Genomic DNA, 20,330 nt, shown 5'->3' with positions numbered 1-20,330 from the left:
ACTGCTTCAGGGGAGGAGCGCTTGCCTTATCGTTCGATCTATCGACCAGATCTGTTTGCCGGGAGAACCGTACTTGTAACGGGCGGCGGGTCGGGAATCGGCCGCTGCACGGCGCATGAACTGGCGTCTCTGGGGGCGACGGTCGCGCTGGTCGGCCGCCAGATGGTCAAGCTGGAAACCGTCGCGGACGAGATCGCCGAGGACGGCGGAACCGCCATCTGCCACGCCTGCGACCTGCGCGACGAGGAAGCGGTCAGGGCCATGGTCACCGATGTGGTCGACCGCGGCGGCAGGCTGGACGGGGTGGTCAACAATGCGGGCGGGCAATTCACCTCGCCTGCAGAAGACATGTCGACCAAGGGCTTCGAGACCGTGGTGCGGAACAATCTGGTCTCCGGCTTCACCGTTGCCCGAGAAGCCCTGACCCAGTGGATGCGGGACCATGGCGGGTCCATCGTCAACATCGTCGCCGATCCCATCGGCGGTACACCGATGATGGTCCACACCGGCGGCGCGCGGGCCGGGATGATCACGGTCACCGAGACGCTGGCCGTGGAATGGGCCAACTATGGCGTGCGGGTGAATTCGGTGGTGCCGGGCTATATCGCGTCGTCGGGCATGAACACCTACACGCCCGAGATGCAGGCCAAGTTCACCGAAGGGCTGAAGAAGATGCCCTTCAAACGCATGGGCACCGAGGCCGAGGTCTCCTCGGTTGTGACCTTCCTGCTGTCGGAAGGGTCGTCGTACGTGTCCGGCGCCTGCTATTATGTGCATGGGGCCAGCCAGTCGATCCGGCAGGACTGGACCGTGCCCGACCACACCAACGCGAAGCCCTATCAGGGCTTTCACCGCTATAACGGGCCGCCGCATTTTCTGGGCGGCTACACCGATGACGACGCCGGGGAGGATCAGTCATGAAATTCGGTATCTTTTACGAACACCAGATTCCGCGTCCCTGGGACGACCGGTCGGAACAGCGCACGCTGAACGAATCCCTCGACCAGATCGAACTGGCCGACCATCTCGGTTTCGACAATGCCTGGGTGGTCGAGCACCATTTCCTGGAGGAATATTCGCACGCGTCCGCGCCGGAAGTCTTCCTGGGCGCCGCCAGCCAGCGAACGAAGAACATCCGGCTGGGCCACGGCATCGTCCAGATCACGACGAATCAGCCCCACCGTGTGGCCGAGAAGATCTCGACGCTGGACCTGCTGTCGAACGGCCGCGTCGAACTGGGTCTGGGTGAGGGCGCGGGGCCGGCGGAACTGCATCCGTTCGGTGTGCAGGTCCGCTCCAAGCGCGACCGCTGGGAAGAGGCGGTTCGCGCCATCATCCCGATGTTCAGCAAGACCGACTGGGCGTTCGAGGGTGAGTTCTTCAAGTTTCCGGCCCGCAACGTGGTGCCCAAGCCGCTGCAGAAGCCGCATCCGCCGCTCTGGGTCGCGTGTTCCAACATCAAGACGATTGCCAGCGCCGGACAGTGGGGCATGGGCGCGCTGGGCTTCAGCTTCATCTCCGCCGATGCCGCGAAAGCGTGGGTGCACCGCTATTACAACATGCTGCTGAACCACCCGAATCCGCTCACCGACTATCCGCAGAACCCGAACATCGCCATCGCCAACGGGTTCTTCTGCGCCGAGACCGACGAGGAAGCCATCGAGAAGGCGCACGGCTGGACCTTCTTCATCTTCGCCCTGTCCTACTACGGGCGGATGGGCGTCGACGCGCCGGGCAAGAGCGATCTGTGGAAGGCCTATCAGGAATGGCGCTATTCCGAGAAGGCGGAGAAGGCCATTGAGACGGCCCTGATCGGCAGCCCCGAAACCCTGCGCAGGAAGATACGGATGTTCGCCGACGCCCACGTGGACCAGTGCATTCTGGTCGCTCAGGCGGGCCGCACCAGTCACGAGGACATCTGCAAGAGCTACCGGCTGTTCGCCGAAGAGGTGATGCCGGAATTCCACGCCGAGCAGGCCGACCACGAGGCCTGGAAGGCCGATGTGCTGGCGCGGAAGATCGAGCTGGAAGAACTGACCACCGAAGGTTTCGACATCTACAGCCACCAGAACGAGGACATCGTGCGCCTGACGCCGGAGGAGTTGAAGGCGCAGATGGCGGAAAAGGAAAAGCAGACCGCCGCCGGGGACTGATCCGCCGGTCCCGCGCCTTCGCGCCGGATGCGAACGCGGGGTGCCTGCCTCGTTACAGGCTGTCATCCCCGCCTTGTGCGGGGGGCAGTTCGGTGATGCGTCCTCAGGCGATCAGGCGATCAGGCGATCAGGCGATCAGGCGATCAGGCGATCAGGCGATCAGGCGATCAGGCGATCAGGCAATCAGGCGTCTGAAGGCCCTCACGTCTTCGATGAACAAGTCAGGTTCCTCCATCGCCGCGAAGTGCCCCCCGGCGGGCATCGTGGTCCAGTGCACGACATTGGCCGCGCGCTCGACCCATTGCCGTGGCGGCATGGCGAACGTATCGCCGGGAAAGTGCGCGATGCCGACCGGCGTCTCGATCCGCTTGCCGTCGGGCACTGAAAAACTCTCACCCAGCGGGATCGCGCAATACATCCAGGTGGACGTGTTGATCGTGCCGGTGAACCAGTAGAGCGCGATATTGGCCAGCAGCCGATCTTTCGAGAAACGGCTTTCGATCTGCCCGCGCGTATCGCCCCAGCGATGGAACTTCTCGGCGATCCAGCCCGCCAGTCCCGCAGGAGAATCCGTCAGCCCGTAGGCCAGCGTCTGCGGCTTGGTCGCCTGAATCATCTGATAGGCGGTTTCCCTCGCCATGCCCTTCGCGCGCCCGTCGAGCCAGGCCTGTTCCTCGGCATCGGGGGGTGGGGTTCCTTCGCCCTGCGGCGGGCGCATGATCCACATGTTGTGATGCGCCCCGATGCAGACATCGCCATGGTCGGCGGCGATCCACGAGGTCACGAGACATCCCCAGTCGCCACCCTGCGCGATGAACCTCTCATGCCCCAGCACATCCACCATCAGCTTGCGCCACAGGCCCGCCACGTCGCGGCAATCGATCGGCTTGCCCGGTGAGCCGGAGAAGCCGTAGCCCGGCAGACTGGGCACGATGACCGTAAAACCGTCCTCGGCCTTGCCGCCGAAGCGCTCGGGATGGGCCAGCGGTTCGATGACCTCGATGAATTCCAGGAACGATCCCGGCCAGCCGTGGGTCAGCAGCAGCGGCACCGGGCTCTCGCCCGAGCCCTGCTCCGCGATGAAATGGATGTCGATACCGTCAATGCCGACCGTGAAATTGTCGAAGCCGTTGATTTCATCCTCGACCGCGCGCCAGTCGAACCCGTCCTGCCAGTAGGCACACAGTTCCTTCAAATAGGCCATGTTCGCGCCGTAGTCCCACCCGGCGTCCCGCGGCTCTTCCCGCGGCCAGCGGGTGGCCTTCAGCCGGGCCTTCAGGTCCGCGACCTCTTCATCGCTGATGTGTACCTCGAACGGCTTCATGCCCGTCTCCCCCAGAATTGAACGGCCCCGCTATTTTGCGGCCCGCAACCGCCGCAAGCCCTGCAACGCCGCGAAGATGACCAGCATCGCGGCGCAGACGATCACCCAGACCATACCCAGACTGACCAGTTGCCGCTTGTCGTCGCTGCAGATGATCACGCTGGAGCGATCCGCGCAGAATGCCGACACGTCCAGAAATACGAAACCCTGCGCCAGCAGGACGGCACCGACCGTCACCGCGCCGAAGGTGACGTACCTGCCGCCATACAGAAAGGCGATCTGCAGCAGCGCCAGCACATTGTAGCTGATGAAGAACACGCCGAGCAGCATCAGGTCGAGCGCGCCGAACTTCGCGGCACCTTGAATTTCTTCCATACCGGCCTTCCGTGCGCCATCATGCGAGCCTGCATCAGGGGAGGATCGCATGGCTTATTCGGAAATTCTCTACGAAAAGGACGGACCGGTTCTGACTGTCACGCTCAACCGGCCCGAGGCGCTGAACGCCTGGACCCGCGTGATGGAAAGCGAACTGCACGCGGCGATGACCGAGGCGACGGCCGACGACAGTGTCCGTGCTATCGTACTCACAGGCGCGGGGCGCGGGTTCTGTTCCGGTGCGGACATGAACCTGCTGGGCGGCCTGCAGGACGAGGCGGAGAAGGCGAAAAGCCGGATGAACAGCGTCGTGCCCCGCCACAATGCCATCGAGGGCGGGCTGAAACTCAGCCGCGACTACGATCAGCGCTATTCCTATTTCCCGACCGTGCCCAAGCCCATTCTGGGTGCGATCAACGGCCCGTGCGCGGGTCTCGGCATGGTGATGGCGCTCTATTGCGACGTGCGGTTCGCCTCCGATTCCGCCATGTTCACGACTGCCTTCTCGAAGCGCGGCCTGATCGCCGAGCATGGCATTTCATGGATGCTGCCCGCGCTGGTGGGACATGCCGCCGCGCTGGACCTGCTGATGAGCGCGCGCAAGGTCCGCGCCGAGGAAGCCCTGCAGATCGGCCTCGTCAGCCGGGTTATCCCGACGGACAGCTTCGTCGACGAATGCCGGGCCTATGCCGAAGAACTGGCGACGTCCGTCTCGCCGCGCTCCATGCGGGTGATGAAGGCGCAGGTCTACAAGGCACTGCATCAGGATCTGGAAAGTGCGATCCTGTCGGCCAATCTGGAAATGCCCGGCAGCTTCGAATCGGAAGATTTCCAGGAAGGCGTCGCGCACTTCGTCGAACGCCGCGCCCCGAATTTCTCGGGAAAGTAGGGAGACCACCACATGCACCGGGACTTGATCCCCGTGCCCAGACGGCGGCGCCAGCGGTCGTGGTCGCTTCAGTACCGGGTGGCGGGATCAAGTCCCGCAACACGCCGAACGGGTTAAGACCGATGTGCCAGACCACCACGCGCACCGGGACTCGATCCCGGTGCCCAGCGGGCGGCGCCAGTGGGTGTGGTCACTTCAGAACTGGGTTGCGGGATCAAGTCCCGCAACGCGCCGAACGGGTTAAGGCCGATGTGCCAGACCACCACACGCACCGGGACTTGATCCCGGTGCCCAGACGGCGGTGCCAGCGATTGTGGTCGCTTCAGTACTGGGTTGCGGGATCAAGTCCCGCAAAGCGGCAGGGCAATGGGGCGTGTCGGCGAACAATGGTTTGCCGCGACGAGTCAGCGTTTCTCGCCGTCCATCACAAGACCACCACGCGCACCGGGACTTGATCCCGGTGCCCAGCGGGCGGTGCCAGTGGGTGTGGTCGCTTCAGTACCGGGTTGCGGGATCAAGTCCCGCAACGCGCCGAACGGATTAAGGCCGATGTGCCAGACTACCACGCGCACCGGGACTCGATCCCGGTGCCCAGACGGCGGCGCCAGCGATTGTGGTCGCTTCAGTACTGGGTTGCGGGATCAGGCCTCGCAACAGATTGCTCATGCGTCTCAGGCCGTCTCGACGCTGCTCCAGTCGAGTGCGTCGAGGTCCAGCGCATGGCTGACCGGCGGCATCGGGTATTTCAGGGGCGTGCCGCAGTTGAACAGCACGGCGCGTTCGTCGGCACGCACGCGACCGTCCTTGAGGGCTGTTTCGTAGGCGGCGAGCGTCGCCGCGCCCTCGGGACCCAGCAGCACGCCGTCATCATGCGCGCACTGCGCCTGAGCGGCCATGATCGCCTCATCCTCGACGGCGATGGCGAAACCGCCGCTGTCGCGTACGGCGCGCAGGATCAGGAAGTCGCCGACGGCCTGCGGCACGCGGATGCCGCTGGCCACGGTTGTGGCATCTTCCCAGCGGGTCGCGTGGTCCCAGCCGTTCTCCCAGGCCCGGACCATGGGCGCGCAGCCGGTCGCCTGCACGGCGACCATGCGCGGGCGGTGCGATCCGATCCAGCCCAGCGCTTCCAGTTCGGCGAAGGCCTTCCACATGCCGATCAGGCCGGTGCCCCCGCCGGTCGGATAGAAGATCACGTCCGGCAGGGTCCAGCCCATCTGGTCGGCCAGTTCCAGGCCCATGGTCTTCTTGCCCTCGATCCGGTAGGGCTCCTTCAGGGTCGAGACATCGAACCAGCCCATGCGTTCCTTGCCGTCGCGGACGATGCCGCCGCACTGGTCGATCTGGCCGTTCACCCGCCAGACCTTCGCGCCCTGCAGGGCGATCTCCCGCACGTTCACATCGGGCGTTTCTTCCGGGCAGAAGACGTAGACTTCCATGCCTGCGGCGCGGCCATAGGCCGCCATCGCCGCGCCGGCGTTACCGTTGGTCGGGATCGCCAGCCGCTTCAGGCCCAGTGCCTTGGCCATGGACACGGCCAGCGCCATGCCCCGCGCCTTGAACGATCCGGTCGGCAGGCGGCCCTCGTCCTTGGTACTGATCCAGTCCGCGCCCAGCCGTTCCGCCGTCCGCGCCAGCGGCAGCAGCGGTGTCTGGATCTCGCCCAGACTGACGACATCCTCGTCACGTTCAACGCACAGCAGATCGCGGTAGCGCCACAGACCCGGCGACAGCGCGGCCAGCCGGTCACGATCCAGTTCGGCGCGCATCCGTTCAAGGTCGTAGCGCACCAGCAGCGGCTTGCCCGCCTTCGACAGGTTGTGGACCTCACCGAAGGCGTAGTGATCGCCCTCGGCGCTGCATTCCAGATGGGTGACGTAGGTCATCTCTACTCGACGACTTTCCAGCGCTTGGCGTCGAAGACTCGCAGGACCGCCTGCAGATCGTGACCGCGTTTCATCACCCGTCCATCCCGGGCGATGACCTGGAACATGCCCTGCTTCCTGGCCAGTTTGGGGCGCTTCACGATGCGGTAGAGGGGGGCTTCCGAAGCGCGCTGGAACACGGCGAACACGCAGACATCCCGGTCATGCCCGATGGCATAGTCGCGCCAGTCCCCGTTCGCGACCATGTGGCCGTAGACGTCAAGAATCTGCCCCAGTTCGCGGCGGTCGAAGCAGACATCCATTTCCGGCTGCTTGCCGCCGGACGATGAACTGCCCTGCCGCGTGCCGGTCCCGTAAGCATCCAGACTGACAACTTCGCCCATGAACTGCGCTCTCCCCGGTGGATGGTGCCCGAATGATGACACCCCACGCGGCCCGACACCAGAGCCGATCAGGCGCGCATCCACTTCTTCAGGTCGGCGGCGAACAGGCGGCGGGCATCGGGCGGCAGGCTGGCGAGCCAGGAGCGGAACCCCTTGCGGATGTCGTCCTCGTCAATCTCGGCATGATGGGCGTGGATCAGCAGATCCGCGAAATCCTCCCGGTTGTCGACACCCCATTCATTGTCCTTCGGATCGAAGCTGTTCAGGCGGGCACGGACCGCGGGCCGCGCCAGCACGGCGGCGCGCAGCAGATCCTCCTCCAGGTCGTACCCGGCCCACTCGCGCCACCAGGCGGTGCTGACCGGCGTGTCCAGCAGGTAGGCATAGACGATCGCCGCATCCACGTCGCTGGCGCGGGCACGGGCGGCCTTCTCCAATGCGCTGTTGCTGCCGGTCTCATCCAGTTCGATCACCCCCAGCTTGAACTGGGTCAGGTCCTTCTCCTTCCAGATGGTCAGGGCCGACGCCGGGACGGCATCGCCGGATGAAGCGGACCTGCTGCGTCTCAGGCGAGGATTGGCGTTGTTGCGCTGACTGGGGGGCGGTTTTCCGCTGCGGGCCACGGGACTGTCTCCAAAATGATGATCCCTGAAGTGCGAAGGGCGGCCCTCTACATAAGAGAACCGCCCCCCGGACGAAAGCCTGTTGCCCGACGTCAGGCCGCGGCGGCGGTGTTCTTCCGGCGCACGACGGCGTCGTAGTCACCGATCAGGTCCTTGCAGATCTGCCCCGGCGTGAAGCTGTAGGGTCCGATCTCGCGGACCGGCGTCACCTCGGCGGCAGTGCCGGTCAGGAAGCATTCCTCGAACTCGGCCATTTCCTCCGGCATGATCGCGCGTTCCACGATCTCGATGCCGCGCTTGCGTGCCAGATCCATGACCGTACGGCGCGTGATGCCGTCCAGGAAGCAGTCCGGCGTCGGCGTGTGCAGCACACCGTCTTTCGAGAAGAAGATGTTCGCACCGGTCGCCTCGGCCACCTGACCGCGCCAGTCCAGCATCAGGGCGTCCTGATAGCCGTCTTTCTCGGCCTTGTGCTTGGACAGGGTGCAGATCATGTACAGACCGGCTGCCTTGGAATCCGTCGGCGCGGTCATCGGATCCGGGCGCCGCCACTTCGAGATCTGCAGGCGGATGCCGCGCAGGCGCTCTTCGGGGGCGAAATAGCTGGGCCACTCCCAGACCGCGATGGCCAGGTTGATGCGGTTCGACTGCGCCGAAACGCCCATCATCTCGCTGCCGCGCCAGGCGACCGGGCGGACATAGCCGTCGGTGATGTCGTTCGCCTTCACCACGTCGCGGCAGGCCTGGTCGATCTCGGCAACCGAATAGGGGATCTCGAAATCGAGCACGTCGGCGGAATGGACCAGCCGCGCGCTGTGTTCGGTCAGCTTGAAAATCTCGCCTTCATAAACCCGTTCACCCTCGAATACGCAACTGGCATAGTGCAGACCATGTGTCAGCACATGCACGTCCGCTTCGCGCCAGGGAACCATGTTTCCGTTATACCAGATCAGACCTTCCAGGTCGGCAAAGTTGCTCATTGTGGGCCTCGTTTGAACGAATATGTCTCAATTGACGTAGGGTTTGTAACATTGTGAGGAATATACGTCAACATGGTTGACTTAAATTTATCAGCCAGGCTGCCGGACGAAATTTCCGATTATTCCGAGACAGATATCCGGAAGGCGATCGAACTGCTGTTCTTCGCCTATCGTGATTTCACGTCCGGTCCGGACAATGTGCTGGCCGAGTATGGCTATGGTCGGGCGCATCACCGGGTCATCCACTTCGTGGGCCGCAACCCGGGGATTACCGTGCAGCAGCTGCTCGGCATTCTCAGGATCACGAAGCAGTCCCTGTCGCGGGTGCTGGGTTCGCTGGTGCGCGACGGCTACGTCGAACAGCGGCAGGGCAAGCGCGACCGCCGGATGCGGCACCTGCATCTGACCGATCAGGGCGTGGCGCTGGAGGCAGCCTGTTCGGCACCGCAGCGTGATCGCGTCCGCGAAGCCTTCGAGGAAGCCGGACCGGAAGCGGTGAAGGGCTATGCGGCGGTGTTGCGCGCGCTGGTCGATCCCGATGACCGGTCCGACGTCTTCTCGCTTGTGGAGGACGGCTAGGTGTCGGACGCACCGCATATCCTTGTGGTCGACGATGACAGCCGCCTGCGGGACCTGCTCCGACGGTTTCTGGGAGAGAACGGGTTCCGCGTTTCCGAGGCGGCATCCACCGCCGATGCCGATCAGCGTCTGCGCGGCATCGTCTTCGATCTGGTCATCCTGGACGTCATGCTGCCGGGCGAGGATGGCAGAAGTTTTGCCGAACGCCTGCGCACAGCCGGCCAGAACGTGCCGATCCTGATGCTCACCGCGCTCGGCGATTCCGGTGACCGCATCGCCGGTCTGGAAACCGGTGTCGACGATTACCTGTCCAAGCCGTTCGAGCCGGCGGAACTGCTGCTCCGCATCCGGGCCATTCTCAGGCGCGAGCGCCGTACGCGGACCAGTCAGCGTGTGGGCTTCGGTGCGTTCGTGTTCGACCGCAGCAGCCGGCGCCTGACCCAGGATGAGGTGCCGGTCCGCCTGACAAGCGGGGAATCGGCGCTGCTGCAGTTCCTGGCCAGCCGGCCGGGCGAGACCATGAGCCGGGACCTGCTGGCTGGAAACATCGGTAACGACGGCGATCCGGCGGGGCGGGCGATCGATGTGCAGATCACCCGGCTGCGGCGCAAGCTGGAAGACGATCCGCGCAATCCGGTCCACCTGCAGACCATTCGCGGCGAGGGATATGTGCTGCACGCGACGCCGATGGACTGACCGGTGCGCATCAACCTGCCATTCGAACTGGGCCTGCGCCGATGGTTGCCCAAGCGGCTGTTCCCGCGTGCGCTTCTGATCATCATCACGCCGATGATCGTGCTTCAGGCGATCGTCGCCTGGTTCTTCTACGAACGGCACTGGAATTCCGTGTCGGCGCACATGGCGTTCGGTGTCGCCGGGGAGATCGCGCTGATCATCGACCAGATCCGCCTGGACCCGGATCCGCAGAAGGTGGACTGGCTGTTCAACACCGCCCGGCGACATCTCAGTCTGGAGGTCGAATATCTACCCGGCGAGACGCTGGAGAACCCGATCACGCGCGCGAACTTCGATGACCAGAATTTCTCCCTGAAGGACCGGATGCTGGCGCGCAATCTGGTGACGCGGATCTGGCGGCCCTTCACCATCGATACCGAGACCGAGGCGCGGAACTTCATCGTTGCGGTCGAACTGCCCGAGGGTGTGATCCGGCTGACGACGCGGGACGAGCGGCTCTATTCGCTGACCATCAACATCTTCATCTTCGGCATGATGGGCACGTCGGTGATCGTGCTGTTCATCGCCATCCTGTTCCTGCGCAACCAGATCCGCCCGATCCGATGGCTGGCCTCGGCAGCGGAGAAATTCGGCAAGGGGCAGGAGGCCCCCGACTTCCGGCCCAGCGGCGCGGCAGAGGTCCGGCAGGCGGCCCGCAACCTGCTGGAAATGAAGCAGCGCATGACCCGGCAGGTGGAACAACGCAGCGAGATGCTGGCCGGGGTGAGCCACGATCTGCGCTCACCGCTGACCCGCATGAAGCTGCAACTGGCGATGCTGGGCGAAACCGACGAGATCGAGGCGCTGCGCGGCGACGTCGACGACATGCAGCGGATGGTCGACGACTACCTCGCCTATGCCCGCGGTCAGGATCAGGAACCTGCCGAGCCGGTGGATTTCGCAGCCCTGTTGCGCTCGATCGAAACCGATATGCAGCGCCAGAACGCGAATGTTTCCGTCGAGACGGTCGGAGATCTGGACATGATCGGGCGGCCCAACGGTCTGAAGCGCTGCCTGGTGAACCTGGTCGAGAACAGCCGACGGTTTGCGGACAGGATCTCGATTCGCGCCGAGCGGCGGGTGAACCAGATTTTCGTGCAGGTCGATGACGACGGACCGGGCATTCCCGCCGATCAGCGCAAGGACGTGTTTCAGCCCTTCCGGCGGCTGGACAGCGCGCGCGGGCCCGATGCGGGCGGCGCCGGGCTGGGCCTGACCATTGCGCGGGACGTCGTGCGCCAGCATGGCGGCGACATACGGTTGCTGGACTCTCCCATGGGCGGATTGCGCGTGGAACTTCGACTGCCGGTATGACGCGCCCCCACAATCGCGTGAGCCACGGATTAACCGCTCACGCAGGTCCGCCAATCGCGCGATGATTGCCCCTGCAAGCCCGTGGAGGTCCAAATGCGTCGCGCACTCATCGTCCTTTTCGCCCTTTTCCTGACACTGCCCGCCCAGGCCGATCAGGTGCCCGGGACGGTCACGCTGCCGTCCTCCAAGTCATTTGCCGAACTGGCCGACGCGCTGGAAGCGGCGGTCGATGCGGAGGGCTTCTTCGTCGTCAGCCGGGCGAGCGCGAGTGCCGGTGCGGCAGGGCGCGGGATCAAGATTCCCGGCAACCTCGTCGTCGGCGTCTTCCGCAACGACTTTGCCGTGCGCATGCTGGCCGCCAGCGTGCCCGCCGGCATCGAAGCGCCGTTGCGATTCTACATCACCGAACGGGCCGACGGGACGGCGGCGCTGACTTATCGCATTCCGACGGACGCCTTCGCACCCTACGATGGGGGCGATGCGTTGAACCGGATGGCTGCCGAACTGGACGTCATCTGGGCGCGTATCGCATCGACAGCGGTAGAATGATCGACAGGGAGCAGAATCATGGCTGAGAAACTGACGGACGGACAGCGCGCCGAGGCAATGGCGGAACTGTCGGGGTGGCAGGCCGTCGACGGGCGCGATGCCATTGAGAAGAGCTTCGAGTTCAAGGACTTCAACGAGGCGTTCGGTTTCATGGCCCGCGTGGCCCTGAAGGCCGAGAAGATGGATCACCACCCCGAATGGTTCAATGTCTACAAGACCGTCGACGTGACGCTGTCGACGCACGACGCGGGCGGGGTGACCGAACTGGACGTGAAGCTGGCGAAGTTCATGGACAAGACGGCGGGCTGAACAAGGCCCGTATGCCTGCGCCGCATCTTGCTCCGGTCCCCGGCGTCGCCTACAAGTTCAGGCAGACAACACGCGCACTCGGGGAGAGAGTTCATGCAGCAGATCGGTCATTTCATTGGCGGCGAACATGTCGCCGGTTCTTCGGGGCGTACCCATCCCGTCTACAACCCGACGCTGGGCGAGCAGACCAAGGAGGTCGCGCTGGCCTCGGTCGAGGAGATGGACAGGGCCGTTGCCAACGCGCAGGAAGCCTTCCCGGCCTGGGCCGCGACCTCGCCGATGCATCGTGCGCGCGTCATGTTCCGCTACAAGGACCTGATCGAGAAGCATATGGACGAACTGGCGGAACTGCTGTCGTCCGAACATGGCAAGACCGTGCCCGATGCGCGCGGGTCCGTGCAGCGCGGTCTGGAAGTGGTCGAATTCGCCTGCGGCATCCCGCACCTGCTGAAGGGTGAGTTTTCCGATTCCGTGGCGACCGGCATGGACCTCTATTCCATGCGCCAGCCGCTGGGCGTCGTTGCCGGCATCACGCCGTTCAATTTCCCCGCCATGGTGCCGATGTGGATGTACTCCATCGCCATCGCCTGCGGGAACACCTTCATCCTGAAGCCGTCGGAAAAGGACCCGAGCGTGCCCATGCGCCTGGCCGAACTGATGATGGAAGCCGGTGCCCCCGCCGGAGTCATGAACGTCGTCAACGGTGACAAGGTCTCGGTCGACGCGATCCTGGACGACCCGCGCATCCAGGCCGTCAGCTTCGTCGGTTCGACGCCCATCGCGAAGTACATCTATTCCCGCTCGGCCGAGCAGGGCAAACGCTGTCAGGCCATGGGCGGTGCCAAGAACCACATGATCGTCATGCCGGACGCGGATATGGAAATGGCCTCCGATGCCCTGATCGGCTCGGCTTACGGTTCCGCCGGTGAGCGCTGCATGGCGATCTCGGTGGCGGTGCCCGTGGGCGACGAGGCTGCCGACAAGCTGCTGGAAAAGCTGATCCCGAAGGTCGAGAACCTGAAGGTCGGCCCGTCCACAGACCCGGACGCGCATTTCGGCCCGCTGGTCACCGCCGAGCATCTGGCCAAGGTGAAGTCCTATGTCGATCTGGGGATCGAGGAAGGGGCGGACCTGCTGATCGATGGCCGCGAGTTCAGGATGCAGGGTTACGAGAACGGCTATTTCATGGGCGGCTGCCTGTTCGACAATGTCACCGAGGACATGCGGATCTACAAGGAAGAGATCTTCGGTCCCGTCCTGTCGGTCGTGCGCGCGAAGGATTTCGACGAGGCGACCCGCCTGCCGTCGGATCATGAATTCGGCAACGGCGTGTCCATCTTCACCCACAATGGCGATGCCGCCCGCGACTTCGCCCGCAAGGTGCAGGTCGGCATGGTCGGCGTGAACGTGCCGATCCCGGTGCCGCTGTCGTTCCACACGTTCGGCGGCTGGAAGAACTCGGCGTTCGGTGACACCAACCAGCACGGTCCGGAAGGCGTCAAGTTCTACACCAAGATCAAGACGGTCACCTCCCGCTGGCCGGGCGGTGTCCAGATCGGGCCGGACTTCACGATCCCGACGATCAAAAGCTAGTCCGTCCGCCTTGGCATGGGGCGACTGGCGAGGCGGGCGACCGAAGCAGTGCAGAACTGTTTCGGACGTCCGGTCGTTGACTGAATCGCCGCTACCCGGTGTGTCACCCCCGGCTTGTCCGGGGGCCTTGCCGAGTATACAGCACCTCTGCCGTTCGAAGATTGGACGTTCATCCCCGGACAAGCCGGGGGTGACACGCTGTGCATGTGACCGCCTCGATCAGGCGCCGGAATGCGTCAGGCCGCGGTCATACGCGTGCCCGGCGCGGGCGGCGGTGAGGCAGCGCCGGCGAAGCACTGTGCCTTGGACATCCAGTCGGTGGCCACCGGGCCGGTAACCTTCAGGTTCGTGTCGGCGATGTTCCGGACCTGGGTCACGACCTGACAGAATTCCTCTGCCGCGCCCTCGATCCGTTCCACCGTGCTTTCGTCGCCATAGGTCCAGATGTCGCCCGACGGAGCGGTCAGGCGCAGGAACGGCATCGGGCCCGGCGGTGTTTCCTCGCGCACGGCATAGGTCCAGCCGAAGGTGTTCACGCCCAGCACGACGATGTTGCGGATGCGGTCGCGGTTCTGCCGGGTCTGGCCCAGCACGTCATAGATTTCCTGCGCGTGCGCCCAGGTCTCCATCAGGCGTGCGGAAATGGATGACCGCGCGCTCATCGATGGCCCGCCCCACGGCAGGCGTTGCGAGGGATCGGCTGCGGCGAATGCGTCGGCGACCTCGACGTAGGTTTCCGCCCACGCATCCGCCAGTGCCCGGCCCGACATGCCGTTCCGCCACTTGTATTCGAACTGGGGCAGGGTGCCGCCTTTCTCACGGTGGGCATACACGCCCTGCAGCATTTCGTTGAATTCGTCGGGCGCGTTCAGACTGCGCTCGGCGGCCCGGTTCCACATGTGCAGATGGCCGATGACGTCATTGATCGTCCAGTCCTTGAACGCGGTCTTCTTCTCGAAGTCCGCATCCGACAACGGTGCGATCAGGGCTTTCACCCCATCGCATTCCGCCCGGAAGTCTTCTGCCTGCTGCATGTCGAGTTGATTCTCCCACACTCATCGCATCTTCTAGCATTGCGGCTTCTTAGAAAAACCTCTGTCCATCAAATAATTTTTCTGAAATTATAATGCCTGAAACATTTCGCTGATGGAGAAATTTATGATCAGAGCATCTATCGCGCTCTCCATCTTGCTAATAGGGCTTGGTTTTCAGGATGTGGTTCATGCAGCCGCATCTGTTGGGGAACTTCGGCGAGCTGAGGAGAGAGCCTTTCAAGATGACGTGAGCATCGGCGAGGCGATGAGACGTACTCGAGCCGAGGATGACGAACGCGAGAGGAGGCTGCAAGACAACGGTGGAGGCGTTCGAAATCAAGGCGGACATGCTAGCGGCCAAGTTGCCAATGAACCCTCGATAGCCGACCTAAGGCGAGCTGATGAAATTTCAATCAAAACAGAAACTTCGATAAACAAAATCTTTCCCTATCTACTCAAAGAGCAACGAAGGGAGATGCACAAATTTAATACTGCAAATTCTAGTTTGTCGGAGGAAGAGCGGCGCAAACTGGAGAAGGCAGTTAGAGCGTCAGCGAAAAAAGTCGTTGAATGGGCACTCGTGGCTGCCAAGGCAGGGAAGGTAACTGCGAAAGGTCTTACGAATCTCATTGAACCTGGAAAATTGGAAGACCACCCATTAGAATCTGGCGATATTGAAAAGATTAGAGAATTCTACGAAAATGAATTTGGAAATCACGCTGATATAAAGAAAATTGAAGATGAACACGGACTGAAAAGTCGAATTGAATCTGGAGAGCAGTTTCGCGTAATTCTGGATGGCGTCGGCTGTTATAACGACGATGTGAAAATTTATATGGGCGACAGCAGCAAAGATTTTCTAGGAAACCTTGTTTGCACAAAGATTTATACGGTAGAATTTCTTAAGAAATATAAAGCATGGAAAGTTTCGGGCCTCAATGAATCATCAAACAATACTGAAATACATGAATACTCCAATGATGTCGGCGATTGGCACATCAATCTCTGGGGTGGCGGTTATCAATTTGATCCATTAGGCAGAGTTTGGCATGATAAATATTTTTTGATCGGACAAATAAAATTCTTTGGTGAAGATTGACTATATATAAGAAATTTGACTCTTAATGACTATTTTTCAATTTTTTTCATAATTATAAATTATTATTATATTATTATTTTCAGAATTTCGATTTTTATTCATAGTCGCCGTAAATAGCAATAGAATATGGAGAATGATGCCGAGAGAGTCCGCCGATTTAGGATTAGTTCAATACAGTCAACTCCGGCTCGAGACCGAGATGGCACAGTGGGAGTGGTTGGTCAGTACCCAGCCTTGCCAACCACTCCCACTGTCCTGACAATCACCCCATGAGCGGGACAGAGAAAATCGAACCGTTCGAGGGCGAGTACGATTACATCATCGCCGGTGCTGGCACCGCCGGATGCCTGCTGGCGAACCGTCTTTCGGCGGACCCGAAGAACCGCGTGCTGCTGCTGGAGGGTGGCGGCAGGGACAACTGGATCTGGTTCCACATTCCGGTCGGCTACCTGTTCGCCATCGGCAACCCCAGGGCCGACTGGATGTTCAGGACCGAGCCCGAGCCGGGCCTGAACGGGCGGTCGCTGATCTATCCGCGCGGCAAGACGCTGGGGGGCTGTTCGGCCATCAACGGCATGATCTCCATGCGCGGACAGGCCGAGGATTATCGCATCTGGCGGCAACTGGGCCTCGATGGCTGGGGCTGGGAGGACGTGCATCCGGTCTTCCGGAAACTGGACGGCCATTTCATGGGCCCCGACGACGATCATGCGGACGATGGCGAGATGCGTGTGGAAGCGCCCCGCCTGAACTGGGAAATCCTGGATGCGATCCGCGACGCCGCCGCCGAGATGGGCGTGCCGAAGGTCGACGACTTCAACAGGGGCGACAATGAAGGCGTCAGCTATTTTCATGTGAACCAGCAGAAGGGCGTGCGCTGGTCGGCAGCCAAGGGTTTCCTGAAGCCGGTGATGGATCGCCCGAACCTGCGCGTCGAGACCCATGCGCTGATCGACCGGGTCGCGTTCGACGGAAAGCGGGCCACGGGCATCGTCTTTCGCCGCGATGGCCGCACCTTCGAAGCGCGGGCACGTGGCGAGGTGATCCTGAGTGCCGGTGCCGTGGCATCGCCGGTCATCCTGCAGCGGTCCGGTGTCGGTCCCGCCGACTGGCTGACCTATGAAGGCATCGCGGTGCATCACGTGCTGGAAGGTGTCGGACGCAATCTGCAGGACCATCTGCAACAGCGCGCGATCTACAGGGTCAGCAATGTGAAGACGCTGAACGAGACCTATCACTCGCTGCTGGGCAGGGCCGGCATCGGACTGAGCTATGCGCTGTTCCGGCGCGGGCCGATGACGATGGCACCCTCGCAGCTCGGGATGTTCACGCGCTCCAGCGCCGACCATGACCGCGCCAACATCCAGTTCCATATCCAGCCGCTGTCGCTGGACAAGTTCGGTGACCCGTTGCACCGCTTTCCCGCCGTGACCGTCAGTGCCTGCAACCTGCGCCCGACGTCGCGCGGGACGATCCGCCTGCGCTCGGCCGATCCGAATGACGGGCCGAAGATCGCGCCCAACTATCTGGATACCGATGCGGACCGGACCGTCGCAGCCGATGCCATCCGGGTGACGCGGCGGCTGATGGCGCAGGACGCGCTGGCGAAATACCGGCCTGACGAGTTTCTGCCAGGCCCCTCTGTCGGCGATGATCCGGAGTCGCTGGCGCAGGCCGCCGGCGACATCGGCACGACGATCTTCCACCCGGTCGGGACGGCGAAGATGGGCCGGTCGGACGATCCGGCGGCTGTGGTCGATGACCGGTTGCGCGTCCTCGGCCTTGAGGGACTGCGTGTGGTGGATGCCTCCGTCATGCCCACCATCACGTCAGGCAATACGAACACGCCGACGTTGATGATCGCGGAAAAGGGTGCCCGCTACATTCTGGACGATGCCTGACGGGCCGGGCCTGCCGGACTGCCCAACGAAAAAGGCGACGGGGTTACCGCCGCCTTTTCCTGTCTTGACCTGTGTTGGTGTCAGGCTGCGTCTTTCCAGTCATCCACCTGCTTCTCGGCCTCTTCCTTGGCGATGCCGTAGCGTTCCTGAATCTTGCCGATCAGCTTGTCGCGATCGCCCTTGATCTCGGCGACATCATCGTCCGTGAGCTTGCCCCACTGTTTGCGCGCCGATCCCGTCAGCTGATTCCACTTACCCTTCAGTTCTTCCGAATTCATATGCAACTCTCCTTCGGTCTGATGCCGGTCCGTGTCCTTGCGAAGTCAGACCGCCCGGCTGGCGGACCGTAACCCGGCCGTGGCGATCTGTTGTCTGCGGGAAGGCACCCTGTCCGGGTGCGGCTTCCGTCCGGTCCGTCAGTTGCTGATGTTGCGTTTCCACCAGGCTTCCATATCGGACGCCCAGCCGCTGGCGGTGGCCCTGGCCTCGTCATCGAATTCGACTTCGGGCGCTTCGGCAAACGTGTCGGCGCCGACATTCAGCACCAGCGTATCACCGTCCTTCGTCTGGCGCAGGTCGGACAGGCGGATCGGGATCATGTCCTCGCCGATGCCGAGAAAGCCGCCGTGGGAAATCATCACGTAGACCTGTTTGTCGGCGCCATTGCTGACGGCGACATCCTCGACGTTGCCCAGTTCTTCGCCCCGGGTGTTCACGACTTCATCGCCGATCAGGCCGTCCATCCAGACCAGCCGGCCCTCCCGTCCCAGGGATATGCTGTCCGCGACCAGTCGCTCGCGCTCCGCGCGGCGTTCCTCGATCTCTTCCTGCTTCTCGGCGTAGTTCTCGCGCATGTTGCGGATCTCGGAGATCACCATCTCGCATGCATCCTCATTGCCGTTCCGGGCAAAGGTCATCGCGGCCTCCCGCAGGCTGCGCTCGTCGCGGCGGAGATCCGCGGGCAGACGCGTGTCGTCCTTTGCGTAATCGGATTCGAGATCGCGAATGGCTTCACGGCATTCGCTCACGGCTTCTACCTTCTCGTCATCCGTTTTCGCCTGATTTGTTGTCGAGGCACCGTTGGCGGCACCGAATCCGGCCATTGTCATTCCCAGGGCCAGTATGCTTGCAGAGAGCATCTTCTTGTTCATTGTACACTTGTCCACTTTTCTTGTTTACGCGTGACATCCTCGCGAAGCCACATGGCCGAAATTGGGATCATTGGGCGGGATTGAAGACGGGTGCTGTGATTTCGGGGCGATGTGCCGCATCCAGAAGCCGGAGCGGTGATCTTGCAGGGTTCACAGATCATGCGGATGCGAAATGCTTGATGTGTGCTGCTGTTTCGCTACCTTTCCTGCATCGCACACAACACGTCGGGGAGAGAAGACATGCCGTCAGGTATTCGGGACAAGGTCGCCATTCTGGGCATGGGCTGCTCGAAGTTCGGCGAACGCTGGGACTGCAACGCCGAGGATCTGATCGTCGAGGCCTATGAGGAGTGCATCGCCGATGCCGGAATCGAGACCAATCAGATCGATGCGGCCTGGTTCTCCACGGCCATCGAAGACCAGCACGTCGGCAAGTCGGCCTTGCCGCTCGCGACCACGCTACGGCTCCCCTACATCCCGGTGACGCGGGTCGAGAACTACTGCGCGTCCGGCACCGAAGCTTTCCGTGGCGCGGTCTATGCGGTCGCCTCCGGGGCGGCGGACATCGCGCTGGCCTGCGGTGTCGAGAAGCTGAAGGACACCGGCTACGGCGGTCTGCCGCAGAACATGGCCGGTGCCGTATCGGCGATGACGTGGGCGAACGCCTCCGCGCCCGGCTCGTTCGCACAACTCGCCACCGCCTACAAGACCAAGCACGGCGTTTCCGACAGCGATCTGAAGCGCGCGATGGCGCAGGTCTCGGTGAAGAGTCATGAAAACGGTGCGAAGAACCCGAAGGCCCATCTGCAGAAGGTCGTCGATACGGACACGGTGCTGAATGCGCCGATGATTGCCGATCCGCTGGGACTGTACGACTGCTGCGGCGTTTCCGACGGTTCGGCGGCAGCCATCGTCTGCTCGGTTGAAATGGCCGAAAAGCTGGGCCGCAAGGACATGGTGACGGTGAAGGCACTGCAGCTCGCCGTTTCCAACGGCCTGGAAGCCAGCCACAACAGCTGGGACGGCAGCTATTTCCTGACCACGCGCCATGCCGCAAAGCGTGCCTATGCCGAAGCCGGCATCGACAACCCGCGCGAACAGGTGTCGATGTTCGAATGCCACGACTGCTTCTCGGTCACCGAACTGGTGACGGCGGAAGACCTGTTCATCTCGAAGGAAGGCGAGGCCTGGAAGGATTTCCTCGACGGTTTCTATGACGCGGACGGCGGCGTGCCCGCGCAGATCGATGGCGGCCTGAAATGCTTCGGCCATCCCATCGGCGCGTCAGGCCTGCGCATGCTCTATGAGATGTACACCCAGCTTCTGGGCCGCGCCGGCGACCGGCAGCTGTCCAACCCCAGCATCGGCCTGACGCACAATCTGGGCGGCTTCCCGCATCAGAACGTCTCGTCCATCGCCATCGTCGGCCTGCACGGCGCCTGATAGGGGCAGG

General features: G+C 62.7%; 21 protein-coding genes. 12 read left to right on the top strand and 9 right to left on the bottom strand.

What is annotated here, in order from left to right:
* Window positions 1–21 precede the first annotated feature (21 nt).
* Both ACN0X7_RS03855 and ACN0X7_RS03850 read left to right on the top strand, forming a co-directional pair.
* Complete coding sequence (locus ACN0X7_RS03855) at window positions 22–921, top strand: SDR family oxidoreductase (RefSeq protein WP_417514296.1); 900 nt, start codon at window positions 22–24, stop codon at window positions 919–921.
* Window positions 918–2,153, top strand: coding sequence for an LLM class flavin-dependent oxidoreductase (locus ACN0X7_RS03850; RefSeq protein WP_417514294.1), 1,236 nt, complete (start codon window positions 918–920; stop codon window positions 2,151–2,153). The genes ACN0X7_RS03855 and ACN0X7_RS03850 overlap by 4 nt, the downstream gene beginning before the upstream one ends.
* Window positions 2,154–2,328: 175 nt before the next feature.
* Here the strand turns inward: ACN0X7_RS03850 and ACN0X7_RS03845 are convergent, their stop codons facing one another.
* Window positions 2,329–3,477: an epoxide hydrolase family protein gene (locus ACN0X7_RS03845; RefSeq protein ID WP_417514292.1), complete on the bottom strand. Its 1,149-nt coding sequence runs from the start codon at window positions 3,475–3,477 to the stop codon at window positions 2,329–2,331.
* Between the two features lie 30 nt (window positions 3,478–3,507).
* Window positions 3,508–3,852, bottom strand: coding sequence for a hypothetical protein (locus ACN0X7_RS03840; protein ID WP_417514290.1), 345 nt, complete (start codon window positions 3,850–3,852; stop codon window positions 3,508–3,510).
* A 49-nt stretch (window positions 3,853–3,901) separates the two neighbouring features.
* Between ACN0X7_RS03840 and ACN0X7_RS03835 the strand changes: the two genes are divergently transcribed.
* Window positions 3,902–4,741, top strand: coding sequence for an enoyl-CoA hydratase (locus ACN0X7_RS03835; RefSeq protein WP_417514288.1), 840 nt, complete (start codon window positions 3,902–3,904; stop codon window positions 4,739–4,741).
* 671 nt (window positions 4,742–5,412) lie between these two features.
* Here the strand turns inward: ACN0X7_RS03835 and ACN0X7_RS03830 are convergent.
* The 4 genes from ACN0X7_RS03830 to ACN0X7_RS03815 all read right to left on the bottom strand — a co-directional run bounded on the left by ACN0X7_RS03830 (window position 5,413) and on the right by ACN0X7_RS03815 (window position 8,613).
* Complete coding sequence (locus ACN0X7_RS03830; protein WP_417514286.1) at window positions 5,413–6,627, bottom strand: threonine synthase; 1,215 nt, start codon at window positions 6,625–6,627, stop codon at window positions 5,413–5,415.
* A 2-nt stretch (window positions 6,628–6,629) separates the two neighbouring features.
* Entirely contained in the window at window positions 6,630–7,010 is a 381-nt protein-coding gene (locus ACN0X7_RS03825; RefSeq protein WP_417514284.1) for a DUF2794 domain-containing protein, read from the bottom strand.
* Window positions 7,011–7,078: 68 nt separating this feature from the next.
* The gene (locus tag ACN0X7_RS03820; protein WP_417514282.1) at window positions 7,079–7,633 is read right to left on the bottom strand and encodes a hypothetical protein; all 555 of its coding nucleotides are present in this window, start codon (window positions 7,631–7,633) and stop codon (window positions 7,079–7,081) included.
* Between the two features lie 92 nt (window positions 7,634–7,725).
* Entirely contained in the window at window positions 7,726–8,613 is an 888-nt protein-coding gene (locus ACN0X7_RS03815) for a branched-chain amino acid aminotransferase (RefSeq protein WP_417514280.1), read from the bottom strand.
* A gap of 72 nt (window positions 8,614–8,685) precedes the next feature.
* Between ACN0X7_RS03815 and ACN0X7_RS03810 the strand changes: the two genes are divergently transcribed.
* The 6 genes from ACN0X7_RS03810 to ACN0X7_RS03785 all read left to right on the top strand — a co-directional run bounded on the left by ACN0X7_RS03810 (window position 8,686) and on the right by ACN0X7_RS03785 (window position 13,692).
* Window positions 8,686–9,192 (top strand): MarR family winged helix-turn-helix transcriptional regulator, encoded by a 507-nt coding sequence (locus ACN0X7_RS03810; protein ID WP_417514278.1) that lies wholly within the window; start codon window positions 8,686–8,688, stop codon window positions 9,190–9,192.
* Window positions 9,193–9,888, top strand: coding sequence for a response regulator (locus ACN0X7_RS03805; RefSeq protein WP_417514276.1), 696 nt, complete (start codon window positions 9,193–9,195; stop codon window positions 9,886–9,888).
* A 3-nt stretch (window positions 9,889–9,891) separates the two neighbouring features.
* A complete protein-coding gene (locus ACN0X7_RS03800) occupies window positions 9,892–11,241 on the top strand; it encodes an ATP-binding protein (RefSeq protein ID WP_417514274.1) in 1,350 nt (449 codons plus the stop codon).
* A gap of 93 nt (window positions 11,242–11,334) precedes the next feature.
* The gene (locus ACN0X7_RS03795) at window positions 11,335–11,790 is read left to right on the top strand and encodes a DUF302 domain-containing protein (protein ID WP_417514272.1); all 456 of its coding nucleotides are present in this window, start codon (window positions 11,335–11,337) and stop codon (window positions 11,788–11,790) included.
* Between the two features lie 18 nt (window positions 11,791–11,808).
* Window positions 11,809–12,099: a 4a-hydroxytetrahydrobiopterin dehydratase gene (locus ACN0X7_RS03790; RefSeq protein ID WP_417514270.1), complete on the top strand. Its 291-nt coding sequence runs from the start codon at window positions 11,809–11,811 to the stop codon at window positions 12,097–12,099.
* 93 nt (window positions 12,100–12,192) lie between these two features.
* The gene (locus ACN0X7_RS03785) at window positions 12,193–13,692 is read left to right on the top strand and encodes a CoA-acylating methylmalonate-semialdehyde dehydrogenase (RefSeq protein ID WP_417514268.1); all 1,500 of its coding nucleotides are present in this window, start codon (window positions 12,193–12,195) and stop codon (window positions 13,690–13,692) included.
* 236 nt (window positions 13,693–13,928) lie between these two features.
* Here ACN0X7_RS03785 and ACN0X7_RS03780 read toward each other — a convergent pair whose 3' ends face one another.
* Window positions 13,929–14,726 carry a TIGR03084 family metal-binding protein gene (locus tag ACN0X7_RS03780; RefSeq protein ID WP_417514266.1) on the bottom strand — a complete coding sequence of 266 codons (798 nt, stop codon included), beginning with the start codon at window positions 14,724–14,726 and terminating at the stop codon, window positions 13,929–13,931.
* Between the two features lie 124 nt (window positions 14,727–14,850).
* Between ACN0X7_RS03780 and ACN0X7_RS03775 the strand changes: the two genes are divergently transcribed.
* Window positions 14,851–15,825, top strand: coding sequence for a hypothetical protein (locus tag ACN0X7_RS03775; protein ID WP_417514264.1), 975 nt, complete (start codon window positions 14,851–14,853; stop codon window positions 15,823–15,825).
* 269 nt (window positions 15,826–16,094) lie between these two features.
* On the top strand, window positions 16,095–17,726 hold the full coding sequence (locus tag ACN0X7_RS03770) for a GMC family oxidoreductase (RefSeq protein ID WP_417514262.1): 1,632 nt from the start codon (window positions 16,095–16,097) through the stop codon (window positions 17,724–17,726).
* A gap of 80 nt (window positions 17,727–17,806) precedes the next feature.
* Here the strand turns inward: ACN0X7_RS03770 and ACN0X7_RS03765 are convergent, their stop codons facing one another.
* Both ACN0X7_RS03765 and ACN0X7_RS03760 read right to left on the bottom strand, forming a co-directional pair.
* A complete protein-coding gene (locus tag ACN0X7_RS03765; RefSeq protein WP_417514260.1) occupies window positions 17,807–18,004 on the bottom strand; it encodes a CsbD family protein in 198 nt (65 codons plus the stop codon).
* A gap of 138 nt (window positions 18,005–18,142) precedes the next feature.
* Window positions 18,143–18,829: a PRC-barrel domain-containing protein gene (locus ACN0X7_RS03760; RefSeq protein WP_417514258.1), complete on the bottom strand. Its 687-nt coding sequence runs from the start codon at window positions 18,827–18,829 to the stop codon at window positions 18,143–18,145.
* 288 nt (window positions 18,830–19,117) lie between these two features.
* Here ACN0X7_RS03760 and ACN0X7_RS03755 point away from each other — a divergent pair, with 288 nt between their 5' ends.
* Entirely contained in the window at window positions 19,118–20,320 is a 1,203-nt protein-coding gene (locus tag ACN0X7_RS03755) for an acetyl-CoA acetyltransferase (protein ID WP_417514256.1), read from the top strand.
* The last annotated feature ends 10 nt before the right edge of the window (window positions 20,321–20,330 follow it).

This window comes from Minwuia sp., assembly GCF_048263705.1.
In the GTDB taxonomy this organism is placed as follows: domain Bacteria; phylum Pseudomonadota; class Alphaproteobacteria; order Minwuiales; family Minwuiaceae; genus Minwuia.
The sequence above is the reverse complement of the archived record's forward strand: the minus strand, read 5'-3'. Positions and strand labels throughout refer to the sequence as shown.